The organism is Tsukamurella sp. M9C, from assembly GCF_020169415.1.
Classification (GTDB): Bacteria; Actinomycetota; Actinomycetes; order Mycobacteriales; family Mycobacteriaceae; genus Tsukamurella.
On sequence record NZ_JAIULG010000001.1, the window covers coordinates 14,259 to 25,884 of the forward strand.

Sequence of the window (11,626 nt, forward strand, 5' to 3'; positions counted from 1 at the left end):
ACTCCTCTGTTACGGAACGATGTTGACGAGCTTGCCGGAGACGACGATCACCTTGCGCGGCGCGCCGTCGAGCAGCTCGGCGATCCTCGGGTCCGCCAGGGCGGCGGCCTCGAGGGCCTCGTCGGAGGCGTCGGCGCCCACGGTGATCCGCGAGCGGACCTTACCCTTGACCTGCACCGGGATCTCGACGGTGTCCTGTACCAGCCACTGACCCTCGGCCACGGGGAAGGGGCCGTGCGCCAGCGACTCGGCGTGGCCCAGCCGGCTCCACAGCTCCTCCGCGATGTGCGGGGCGACGGGCGCGAGCATCAGCGTCAGCGGCTCGGCGAGCGAGCGCGGCGCGCCGCCGGGGTACGCCTTGGTGAGGTGGTTGGTCAGCTCGATCAGCTTGGCGATGGCGGTGTTGTCGCGCATCTCCGAATAGTCCTCGCGGACACCGGCGATCGTCTTGTGCAGCACGCGCATCGAGTCGTCGGCCGGCGTCTCGTCGGTGACGCGAACGACGCCGGTCTCCTCGTCGACCACCGCGCGCCAGGCGCGCTGCAGGAAGCGCTGCGCGCCCACGACGTCCTTGGTCGCCCAGGCGCGGTCCTGGTCCAGCGGACCCATGGACATCTCGTAGACGCGCAGGGTGTCGGCGCCGTAGTCGCGGGCGATGTCGTCCGGAGCGACGGAGTTCTTCAGGGACTTGCCCATCTTGCCGTACTCGCGGTTCACCTCCTGCTCGCCCAGGAAGAACTTCCCGTCGCGCTCCACGACGTCCTCCGCCGGCACGTAGACGCCGCGGGAATCGGTGTAGGCGAAGGCCTGGATCATGCCCTGGTTGAACAGCTTCCGGTACGGCTCACGCGAGGTGACGTAGCCCAGGTCGAAGAGCACCTTGTGCCAGAAGCGCGCGTACAGCAGGTGCAGCACGGCGTGCTCGACGCCGCCGACGTACAGGTCCACGCCGCCGGGATCGCCCGCGCCGTTGACCTCGGGCCGCGGGCCCATCCAGTAGGCCTCGTTCTCCTTGGCGCAGAACGCCTCCGCGTTCGTGGGGTCCACGTAGCGCAGCTGGTACCAGGAACTACCGGCCCACTGCGGCATGACGTTCGCGTCGCGGGTGTAGTCCTGCAGTCCGTCGCCGAGGTCCAGCTCGACGTTCAGCCAGTCGGTGGCCTTCGCCAGCGGGGGAGAGGGCTGCGAGTCCGAGTCCTCCGGATCGAAGGCGACGGGCGCGTAGTCCTCGACCTCCGGAAGCAGCACGGCCAGCTGGGATTCCGGCAGGGCGTGCGGCGCACCGTCGGCGTCGAAGACGATGGGGAAGGGCTCGCCCCAGTACCGCTGGCGCGCGAACAGCCAGTCGCGCAGCTTGTACTGCACGGTGCCCCGGCCCGCACCGGTCTTCTCCAGGTACGCGATGACGGCGGCCTTCGCCTCCGCGACGCCGAGGCCGTTGATGTCCAGGTCGGCGTTCGCCGAGTTCACGGCGGGTCCCTCGCCGATGTAGGCCTCGTCGGCGACGCCGGCCTCGCTACCCACCACCTCGACGATGGGCAGGCCGAACTTGGTCGCGAACTCGTGGTCGCGCACGTCGTGGCCGGGGACGGCCATGATGGCGCCGGTGCCGTAGCCCATGAGCACGTAGTCGCCGATGAAGACGGGGATCTCGGTGCCGCTCAGCGGGTTCACCGCGAAGGTGCCCAGGAAGACGCCCGTCTTCTCCTTGCCCTCCTGGCGCTCCAGGTCGGACTTGGCGGCGATCGACGCGCGGTATGCGGCCACGGCCTCGGCGGGGGAACCGGCGCCGCCGGTCCACCGCTCGTCCGCCCCGGCGGGCCAGGCGTCGGCGGTCAGCCGGTCGACCAGCGGATGCTCGGGGGAGAGCACCATGTAGGTGGCGCCGAACAGGGTGTCGGGGCGGGTGGTGAAGACCTCGATCCGCTCGCCGACGGCGGTGAAGGCCACGCGGGCGCCGCGGCTGCGGCCGATCCAGTTGCGCTGCATGGACTTGACCTTCTCGGGCCAGTCCAGCACGTCCAGGTCGTCGATCAGGCGGTCCGAGTACGCGGTGATCCGCATCATCCACTGCCGCAGCTGCTTGCGGTACACGGGGAAGTTGCCGCGTTCGCTGCGACCGTCGGCGGTGACCTCCTCGTTGGCGAGCACGGTGCCCAGCCCGGGGCACCAGTTCACCAGCGAGTTGCTCTCGTAGACCAGGCGGTGATCGTCGAGCACGGCGGCGCGCTCGGCCACCGTCAGGCCCGACCACTCCCGGCCGTCGTCCAGAGCCCGGGCGCCGGAGGCGAACTCGGCCTCCAGCTCGGCGATCGGTCGCGCGCGGTCCTGGGCGGCGTCGTACCAGGCGTTGTAGATCTGCAGGAAGATCCACTGCGTCCAGTGGTAGAACTCCGGGTCCGTGGTGGAGACGCGGCGGCGCTCGTCGTGGGCGAGGCCCAGCGAGCCGATCTGCTCCAGGTACCGCTCGATGTTCTTCTCGGTGGTCACGCGCGGGTGCGTGCCGGTTTGCACCGCGTACTGCTCGGCGGGCAGGCCGAAGGCGTCGAAGCCCATCGTGTGCAGGACGTTGGCGCCGTTCATCCGGTGGTAGCGCCCGAAGACGTCCGTCGCGATGAAGCCGAGCGGGTGGCCGACGTGCAGGCCCGCGCCGGAGGGGTACGGGAACATGTCGAGGATGAACAGCTTCTCGGGGGGCAGCGCACCGTCGGAAACCGCCAGCGGGCCGACGGGGTTCGGGGCGTTGAAGACGCCGCCGTCGCGCCACTGATCGCGCCACCGCTGCTCGATGGCGCCCGCGAGCTCGGCCGTGTACCGGTGGGCGGGGCCGGCCGAGGGAGTCTGTTCAACGTTCTGCGTCACCCCACCAGCTTAGAGACGGTCCTGGTCGGCCCCGCAAACACCTGCATGAACGCGATTTGCACAGGTCTCTAAACTAGAGATCGTGTTCGTGCTGGTTGTGATCCTCGCCCTGGCCGCCGCGGCGGCCGTCGTCGTCGGCGGCGCCGGGCTCGCCGGCCGCCTCCCGGAGAACGGCGTCGTGGGGGTCCGCACCGAACAGACCCTCTCCGACCCGCTGCTCTGGCGCACCGCGAACCGCGTCGCCGGGCCCGGTCTCGTGGCCGCGGGCGTCATCTTCGGCGGCGGCGCCCTCATCGGCCTCGCGATGGACGCGCCCTGGTCGTACGTCGCGATCGTCGTCGCCGTAGTCGCTGGCCTGTTCCTCGCCGGTTTCGGCGCGCTGCAGGGCGCGCGGGCCGCGTCGATCCAGGCGCGCCTGCAGATGCCCGAGGCCACCTGCTGCAGCGCCGACGACGAGGCACCGTCGGACGACCCCTCGGCGGATTGCGGCGTGACCGGCGGCTGCGGCGCGTGTGCCCTCAAGGGTATGTGCGACCACGAGGCGCGGCCCGCCTAGCCGATGCGGAACCTCCTCGGCAAGCTCTCGATCGACGGCTTCATCCTCGCGATCTTCGCCGCCGTCGGCCTCGCGGCCCTGTTCCCGGCGGAGGGGCGCGCGGTCCCCGTGGTCGACGGTGCCGTCACCGTCGCGATCGCGGTCCTGTTCTTCCTGTACGGGGCGCGGATCCACCCGATGGAGGCGCTGGCCGGCCTCAAGCACTGGCGCCTGCACGTGGTGATCCTGGGCTTCACCTTCGTGGTCTTCCCGATCATCGGGGTGCTGCTGCGGTTCGCGCCGGAGGTGCTCCTGCGGCCTGAGCTGTACGCGGGCGTGCTGTTCCTGACGCTGCTGCCGTCGACGGTGCAGTCGTCGATCGCCTTCACCTCGATCGCGGGCGGCAACGTGCCGGGCGCGATCGTCAGCGCCTCGGTCTCCAACCTGCTCGGCGTCTTCATCACGCCGCTGCTGGTGCTCGCGCTGATGGCGACCACCGGCGAGGTGCAGTTCCACAGCAGCTCGATCGTCGACCTGTGCCTGCAGCTGCTGCTGCCCTTCATCCTCGGCCAGCTGCTGCGGCCGTGGGTGGGGGAGTTCGTGGCGAAGCACGCGGCCGCACTGAAGTACGTCGACCGCGGCTCGATCGTGCTCGTGGTCTACTCCGCCTTCTCCGCCGGCATGCGCGAACACATCTGGAGCCAGGTCTCCTGGGTGGGCGTGGTGCAGCTGATCGTGCTGTCCGTCGTGCTCGTCGTAATGATGCTGTGGCTCACGCGGAACACCGCCGAGAAGCTCGGCTTCGACCGCGCCGACATGATCGCGATCCAGTTCTGCGGCACCAAGAAGTCCATGGCCACCGGCCTGCCGATGGCGGCCGTCCTGTTCGCCGGACAGCCCGTCGGCCTGCTGGTGCTGCCGCTGATGATCTTCCACCAGGTCCAGCTGATGATGTGCGCCTGGTTGGCCGCGAAGTACGGGCGCGAGCTGGAGCCGGAGACCGTGTCGGCCTGATCGGTCCGCCGCCCCGTCGCGCCGCGTACGCTGCCCGAGAAGCAGCCGACGATCGGGGTGGGGCGAGTGGGGACGAAGATCGCGATGTGGCGGATCGACGGGGAGCCGCGGCGAGTGCAGCCGGCGAAGCTGGCCCTCGAATCGCGCCTCGAGGACATCATCGAGACGCAGACCGACGTGCTCGGCCAGCCGATCCTCCTGATCGGACGCCAGGTTCCCACCAAGTACGGGAAGTTCATCGACCTGCTCGGCGTCAACGCCGACGGCGACGTGGTGGTCATCGAGCTCAAGCGCGACCGCACACCCCGGGACGTCGTGGCGCAGGTCCTCGACTACGCCTCGTGGGTCCAGGATCTGGAGAATACCGAGGTCCGTGCGATCTTCGACGACTACCAGCGGCGTACCGGCGGCGCGGCCTCCTTCGACGAGGCCTTCGCCGAGGTCTTCGGCGACGGCGCGCCCGACGACCTGAACACCCGGCACCAGCTGATCGTCGTCGCCAGCGACATGGACGACGCGACCGAACGACTGGTGGCGTACCTGTCGGGCGGTTACCAGGTGCCGATCAACGTGCTCCTGCTCGACTACTTCGCCGACGGTGACCGCGAGTACCTGGCCCGCACCTGGCTCATCGACGATGCGAGCGTCACCGCGACCCGCAGCGGGGCGGCGTCCGCGGCGAAGAAGCAGGCGGCGTGGAACGGCCACGACTGGTACGTGAGCTTCGGCGAGGAGGCGGGCGGGCGCAGCTGGGACGATGCGCGGACGCACGGGTTCGTCTCCGCGGGCGGCGGCGAGTGGTTCTCCCGCACGATGCGGCAACTGCCCGTCGGCGCCCGCGTCCTCACCCACATCCCCAAGTCGGGCTACGTCGCCGTCGGTGAGGTCCTCGCGCCCGCCCGGCCGTTCGAGGACGCCGTCGTCGACCACGACGGCTCCGAGGTGCCCCTCTCGTCATTGGCGCTGCAGGGCACCTACGTGTTCCCGGAACGCGACGACGACCAGGACCAGCGCGAATGGGTCGTCCCCGTTCGATGGCTCACGGCTGTGCCCCGCGCCGAGGCCTTCTGGAAGCCCGGCTTCTTCGCGAACCAGAACTCCGCCTGCAAGCTCCGGAACGAGTACACGATCTCCGAGGTCTCCAGCCACTTCGGTCTCGACTGAGCCGCTGCGGATCCGCCCGTCACTCCACGAGCGGCTGCTCCGCGACCTTCGCGAGGGTCGGCTCCATCGTCTGCAGGAACCAGGCCCGGCTCAGCGACGTGGGCTGGTAGACCGAGTAGGTGAGGTCCAGGTCCGCGACCACGGCGGTGCCGCGTTGCACCTGCGGCAACGCCGAGTAGCCGGGCAGCCGCAGCAGGTCCTCGCCCGTCGCGCCGTTGGGGTAGATCGCCATGACGTTGGCGCCCACGCGGGGGAGCAGCTCCAGCGAGACCATGCCGCGGGTCGCGGGGTTGACGAATCGCGGCTCGTCGCGGATCGCCTTCGGCACCGTCAGCCCCAGCTCCCCGAGGAACAGGTTCGTCGGGTCCTGCGGGCTCGCGATCACGTTGAAGCTGGACGCCGCGGCCGCGTACTGCGCCACGAACCCCGTCTTCCCCTGTAGGCCCGGGTACCGGTTCGCGAATCCCGTCACCAGGTCGTGATCGGCCGCGATCACCCGCTTCGCCTCGTCCTCCTTGCCGACGATCCGGCCGAGGGCGAGGAGCTGGGCGTTCCAGCCGGAGTCCGGGCCCGTGGCGGCGATGCCGCCGAGGACCTTGGTCACGCCGCTGACCGCGGCGAAGTTCTCGCCCTTGACCACCCGGTGGTCGCCGACGAACAGGTCCGGCTGGTACTTGGCGATCTCCTCGGCCGGCAGGCTCGTGGCGCCGGGCGCCTTGATCACCGGCACGTCCTTGAGCAGCTCGCGCTGCCACGCGGCGGGTAGCGGCTGGGTCAGCTGCACGATCGCGACCGGCTTGATGCCCAGGGCCAGCACGTTGTCGATCGCATAGCCCTGCGCCACGATCCGCTTCGCGCCCACGGGATAGTCGATGGTGCCGTTGGCCTGGGCGATCGACACCGTCGAGGCCGACGGTGCCGCCGGCTCCGTCGTGCCCGATCCGCAGCCCGCGAGCAGGGCGAGCGCCGCGACGGCCGCCGCGAGGCGCCGCATCATGCCACCGCCTGCTGCTGCGCCGCGTTGACGAGGAGCGGCTCCAGCTGCGGCAGGATCCATTCGCGACTCAGCGGGGTGGGCTGGTTCAGCGCGATCACGGTCTGCAGGTCCACCACCTGGGTGGCGCCCGAGGTCACCTGCGGCAGGCCCGCGTAGCCGGGCAGGCGCTGCAGATCCGCCGCGGTGGCGCCGTTCGGGTAGATCACCATGAGGTTCGAGGCGATCTGGGGGAGCAGCTCCAAGGAGACCGGGGTCCGGCCGCCCTGCTGGCCCGCACCGACGGCGAAGCGCGGGTTGTCCTTGATCGCCTTCGGGAGGGTCATCCCCAGCTCGGCGAACATGGTGTTCGTCGGGTCGGCGGCGGAGGAGACGAAGTTGAACGTGCTCGACGCGGCGATGTACTGCGCGAGGACCGCCGACTTTCCCCGCAGTCCCGGATGCCGCTCGCGGACGGCGGCGAACCGGGCCTTGTCGTCCGCGAGGATCTTCGTGACGGCGTCCTGCTTGCCCAGGATCTGACCGAGGGCCTTGAGCTGGACGTCCCAGGCCGCGCTCGTCCCGTTCTCGCTGATGCCGCCCAGCACCTTGGTGACGGCGGACAGCCGCTCGAAGGTGGGCCGGTCGACCACGTAGTTGTCGCCGGCGAACAGCTCGGGGCGGTACTTCGCGATCTCCTCGACCGGCATGGACTTCTTGTCCGGGGACTTGATGATCGGGATGCCGTCGAGCTGTTTGCCGTGCCAGGGCGCGGGCAGCGGCAGCCCGCCCTCCACCACGGCGACGGGCTTGATGCCGAGGGCCAGGATGTTGTCGATCGAGTACCCGGTGGCGACGATGCGGGTCGGGCCGACGGGGAACTCGGTGACCCCGTTGACCTGCGTGATCGTGACGGTGCTCGCCGCGGGGGCGGCACCGTCGGAGCCCGATCCACCGCACGCCGTCGTGACCAGCCCGACCACCGCCACCGCGGCGACGAGCGCCGAGTTGAACCGCCTCATGACACCCTCCATCGAATAGGAAGGTAAGACTAGCCTAATCTCCTCTCGGAGTGGCGGCCGATCGGTACCAGAGGTAGGCGGCCAACGGGATGACGGCCGCGAACAACACCGAGTACAGGACCCCGACCGGGGTCCGGGCCGAGAACAGGCCGTGGTCGCTGTAGAACAACGCGGCCAGCGGAAGCCCAACGGCCGCCATGTATCCCAGCGGACGCCCGAGGAAGACGCACACGGCGATCACGGCGTACGCCAGCGCCGCACCGATGGAGCCGGCCGACGTGTTCGTCACCGGGGACTCGAGCGCTTGCGCCACGTGCGCCACCGTCACGACCGTCAGCAGCAGGCCGAGCGTCACCCTCGCGAGCCGGGGGCGCGGACGTGACCCGTCGACCACTGCCATCCGCCGATTCCTTTCCGAAAGACCGTGCTCGGAATGCTACGACGACTACTGCTGTCAGACCGGTCGAGCGAGCTGCGCGGCCCGCGGCCTACCGGCAGCACTCCTCCCGCATGGTCGCCCGGATCACGAACACGGCAACCGGAACGACGAGGAGGTCGACCACCGGGTCCATCGCGTCGATCGGATTCCCGTAGTAGGCGAACGATCGGTAGTCGCCGAGCAGTATCAGCCCGATCAACGGGAAGATCGCCGCTGCGAGATACCCCCATCGCTCACCGAGCAGCACCATGCCCAGGAGGACCAGGTACACGATGCCGAGGCCGGCGCACGACGCGTCGTCCGCGGCGCAGGGCAACGAGCCGATCCGGGCCAGATGGACGAACGCCGCCACCGCCAGGAGCCCGGCGAGCAGGAGGCGGCTCGGGGGATGCCCACTGAGTGCGCGCTTGACGACGGTCATCTCGTCGCTCCTTATTTGGTCAGTCCGACCTGACCAAGATACGACAACACCTGTTGTCACGCACGTCGGAGTGACAAGTCCGACAATCGTCCGGCTAACCTGACCATCATGTCCAGGGGGAGATCCGCCACCGATGCGCTGACCATCGTCGATCCGGGACCCGGGGCGCGCATCCACCTGCTCGCCCGCCGGGTCGGCGCGATCGTCGCCGACCAGCTCCTCGACGAGGTCCATCAGCACGATTCCCGCCTCCGCACCGGGCACATGCGGGTGCTCGCGCTGATCGACGCCGAACCGGTGCGGATCGTCGACGTGGCGGCCCACCTGGGAACCACCAAGCAGACCGTCGCGCCCACCGTCGACGAGCTCGTGGCCTGGGGCTACGTGGCGCGCACCGTCGACGAGAACGACCGGCGCGCGCGCATCCTGACGCTGACGCCCGAGGGCGAGGAGCTGACCGCGGCGATGCTCGGCCGGTCCGTCTCGCTGGACGAGGAGTTCGGCCGGCTCCTCGGGGACGACGTCGAGGTGTGCCGATCCGCGCTGTGGCGGATCATCGAGTCACAGCGGGCGCCGCGCGACTGACGTCAGTTGACCGAGACGTCCACCGGGTGGGTCGCGAGCAGCGCGGTCGGCAGGCCCTGGCGGCGGAGCACCCTGCCCCACAGGTCCACCCGCGCGGGCACCAGTACGTCGGTGTGCAGGGATCCGCAGGGGATCCAGTCGTCGCGCTCGAGCTCATCGTCGAGCTGCCCCATGCCCCAGCCGCTGTACCCGGCGAAGACACGCACGCCGTCGAGCAGCTCGTCCATCATCTCCACGTCGGAGTCGAGGTCCACGAGCACCACGCGGCCGGTGACGGGCTGCAGGCCGCGGATGCCGTTCACGTCGACGCCGGCCTTGACCACGCCCAGGCACAGCGCCGCGGACTGATTGACCGGCCCGCCGACGAAGACCGCCTTCGGCTTGGCCGCCAGATCGTGCCACCGGGGGAGCACCCCGTGCACCGCGGACTCGCTGGGTCGGTTCAGGACCACGCCCAGGCTGCCCGACTCGTTGTGCTCGATCAGGTAGACGACGGTGCGCGAGAACGTCGGCTCGACAAGCTCCGGGGAAGCGACCAGCAGCGTGCCCGACGACACCTCGAAGCCCGCGCTCCCGGACTCGCCGGAGGACGCGCCACCCTGCGTCGGCTCATTCGAACGATCGGGACCCACATCCCCATCATCGCACGTCGACCACCATCGGGGTCCGCCGACGCGGAAGCGCCCGCGCCGATACGCTGTAACCCGTGACGACCAGCGGAACGGATGCGCCCGCCGCCGCTGCGAAGCCGGCGTGGCGGACCTTCCGCGACCTGCCCGACCTGCTGCGTCTGCTCGGCGTCCGCCTCCTGAGCCAGTACGCGGAGGGCCTGTTCCAGGCGGGGCTCGGCACCGCCATCGTCTTCAACCCCGAGCGCAACGCCACCCCGGCCGCGATCGCCACCGGCCTCGCCGTGCTGCTGCTGCCGTACTCCGTGATCGGGCCCTTCGCGGGCGCCCTGCTGGACCGCTGGGACCGGCGCCGCGTCTTCATCGTGGCCAACCTGGTGCGCGCGCTGCTCATCGCGGCGTGCGCGGGGGTGCTCGCGTCGGGGGCGGGGGAGACGGCGATCTTCGTCGTCGCGCTGGCCGTCGGCGGCGCCGGCCGCTTCGTGGCGTCCGGCCTTTCCGCCGCGCTGCCGCACGTCGTCGACCGGCCGCAACTCGTCGCGATCAACTCCCTGACCACGACCATGGGAGCCGGCGCGACCGCGGTGGGCGCCAGCACGGCCGTCGGGTTGCGGGCGATCTTCGGCTCCGACGACGGGGGCGGCGCCTGCGTCCTCGCCGTCGCCGTGCTCGTCGCGGTCCTCGGCGCGGCGCTCTCCACCCGCTTCCCCGTGGGCGTCCTCGGCCCCGACCACGACGTCTCCGGCAAGCACGAGAAGCCCGCGACCGCCCTCAGCGACGTCGCGGCCGGCCTCGCGCACGGGGCCCTCGCGGCGTGGCGCGCACCGTCGGTCACGGCGGCGCTGACCGGCATGGGGGCGCACCGCACCGTCTTCGGGTTCAACACGATGATGCTGCTCCTGCTCACCCGGCACCACTTCACCGACGGGACCCTGGGCCTCGCCGGTTTCGGCTCGATGGCCGGCGCGACCGCGCTCGGCATGTTCGTGGCCGCCGTGTTCACGCCCTTCGCGGTGGCCCGGTGGGGACGCCGCAACACCGTGGTCGGGGCGCTCGTCGTCGCGTGCCTCACCCAGCTCACGGTGCTCTCCCTGAATTTCGTGATGCTGGTCGTCGCCGCCGCGGTGCTCGGCCTCGCGGGTCAGGTGGTGAAACTGTCGGGCGACGCGGCCATGCAGCTCGACGTCCCCGACGAGCGCCGCGGCCAGGTCTTCGCCTTCCAAGACGCCCTGTTCAACGTCACCTTCGTGGGCGCGGTGGCCTTCGCGGCCGCGGTGGTCCCGTTCGACGGCGTCTGCCGCCCGCTCGCCGCCTTCGGCGCACTGCTGTACGCCGTCGCCGTGGGAGTCGTGGTCCTCCTGTACCGACGAACGGGAACCGCGGAGGCCGCCGGCGCGTCCAATTGATATGGGGGACGAACTGATCGAGTACTGGTTCGGCGACGGAGACCGTGGTGTCACCCGCTGGACCTCGCCCGCGGTGCAGGGGTCCGTCCTGCTCGACTTCGACGGGGACGGCCGGATCGACGACGCCATGGTCGATCTCGACCGGGACGGCCGGGCCGACGTGGCCGCGCTCGATCTCGACGACGACGGGACCCGCGAAGCAGCCTTCCGCGACGACGGCTCGGGCCGCTGGGCGCAGCCCACGACGGCGCCCGGCTCAGGCCCCGGACCCGGGTCGACGGGGCCGGGTGGCGGTGCCGACGGGACGCCCGGTGCAGCGGGAACACCGGCGCGGGCGGCACCGTCGGCCTGCCCCATCCCCGGCGTCACGGGCGCACAGGCCCCCGGACCCGAGAAGCCGGTTCGGGTCGTGCCCGTGCCCGCGGAACCGGGGCAGCCGGCCCGGCAGGCCGTCGCCGACACGGACGCCGACGGTGCGCCCGACGTCCTGCTCTTCGACACCGACGGCGACGGGACGGCGGACGGCGCGACCGATCTGCAGCAGTAGGAATCAGATCTTTCGCTTCCTGTGCGCGG

General features: G+C 70.7%; 12 protein-coding genes. 6 read left to right on the plus strand and 6 right to left on the minus strand.

The genetic code is table 11. The features are described 5' to 3' along the window. Positions 1-9 precede the first annotated feature (9 nt). Positions 10-2,862: a leucine--tRNA ligase gene (gene leuS / locus LB823_RS00065; protein ID WP_308011399.1), complete on the minus strand. Its 2,853-nt coding sequence runs from the start codon at positions 2,860-2,862 to the stop codon at positions 10-12. A gap of 82 nt (positions 2,863-2,944) precedes the next feature. Here leuS and LB823_RS00070 point away from each other — a divergent pair, with 82 nt between their 5' ends. The 3 genes from LB823_RS00070 (at position 2,945) to LB823_RS00080 (ending at position 5,575) form a co-directional block, all read left to right on the plus strand. Continuing rightward, entirely contained in the window at positions 2,945-3,418 is a 474-nt protein-coding gene (locus LB823_RS00070) for an SdpI family protein (RefSeq protein WP_224644738.1), read from the plus strand. 3 nt (positions 3,419-3,421) lie between these two features. After that, positions 3,422-4,411 (plus strand): bile acid:sodium symporter family protein, encoded by a 990-nt coding sequence (locus tag LB823_RS00075; protein ID WP_224644739.1) that lies wholly within the window; start codon positions 3,422-3,424, stop codon positions 4,409-4,411. Between the two features lie 66 nt (positions 4,412-4,477). Further along, positions 4,478-5,575, plus strand: coding sequence for an endonuclease NucS domain-containing protein (locus LB823_RS00080; protein ID WP_224644740.1), 1,098 nt, complete (start codon positions 4,478-4,480; stop codon positions 5,573-5,575). Between the two features lie 19 nt (positions 5,576-5,594). Here LB823_RS00080 and LB823_RS00085 read toward each other — a convergent pair whose 3' ends face one another. The 4 genes from LB823_RS00085 to LB823_RS00100 all read right to left on the minus strand — a co-directional run bounded on the left by LB823_RS00085 (position 5,595) and on the right by LB823_RS00100 (position 8,430). After that, on the minus strand, positions 5,595-6,572 hold the full coding sequence (locus LB823_RS00085) for an ABC transporter substrate-binding protein (protein ID WP_224644741.1): 978 nt from the start codon (positions 6,570-6,572) through the stop codon (positions 5,595-5,597). Then, positions 6,569-7,570 (minus strand): ABC transporter substrate-binding protein, encoded by a 1,002-nt coding sequence (locus LB823_RS00090; RefSeq protein ID WP_224644742.1) that lies wholly within the window; start codon positions 7,568-7,570, stop codon positions 6,569-6,571. The genes LB823_RS00085 and LB823_RS00090 overlap by 4 nt, the downstream gene beginning before the upstream one ends. A 34-nt stretch (positions 7,571-7,604) precedes the next feature. Beyond that, positions 7,605-7,970: a hypothetical protein gene (locus tag LB823_RS00095; RefSeq protein ID WP_224644743.1), complete on the minus strand. Its 366-nt coding sequence runs from the start codon at positions 7,968-7,970 to the stop codon at positions 7,605-7,607. A gap of 88 nt (positions 7,971-8,058) precedes the next feature. After that, complete coding sequence (locus LB823_RS00100; RefSeq protein WP_224644744.1) at positions 8,059-8,430, minus strand: hypothetical protein; 372 nt, start codon at positions 8,428-8,430, stop codon at positions 8,059-8,061. A gap of 108 nt (positions 8,431-8,538) precedes the next feature. On the opposite strand from LB823_RS00100, the gene LB823_RS00105 reads away from it, so the two are divergent. After that, positions 8,539-9,015, plus strand: a complete 477-nt coding sequence (locus LB823_RS00105; RefSeq protein WP_224644745.1) for a MarR family winged helix-turn-helix transcriptional regulator — start codon at positions 8,539-8,541, stop codon at positions 9,013-9,015. Positions 9,016-9,017: 2 nt separating this feature from the next. Here LB823_RS00105 and LB823_RS00110 read toward each other — a convergent pair whose 3' ends face one another. Then, positions 9,018-9,647, minus strand: coding sequence for a YqgE/AlgH family protein (locus tag LB823_RS00110; RefSeq protein ID WP_308011400.1), 630 nt, complete (start codon positions 9,645-9,647; stop codon positions 9,018-9,020). Positions 9,648-9,721: 74 nt separating this feature from the next. Here LB823_RS00110 and LB823_RS00115 point away from each other — a divergent pair, with 74 nt between their 5' ends. After that, positions 9,722-11,050 carry an MFS transporter gene (locus tag LB823_RS00115; RefSeq protein WP_224644746.1) on the plus strand — a complete coding sequence of 443 codons (1,329 nt, stop codon included), beginning with the start codon at positions 9,722-9,724 and terminating at the stop codon, positions 11,048-11,050. Between the two features lies 1 nt (position 11,051). Continuing rightward, positions 11,052-11,597, plus strand: a complete 546-nt coding sequence (locus tag LB823_RS00120; RefSeq protein WP_224644747.1) for a hypothetical protein — start codon at positions 11,052-11,054, stop codon at positions 11,595-11,597. Positions 11,598-11,626 lie beyond the last annotated feature (29 nt).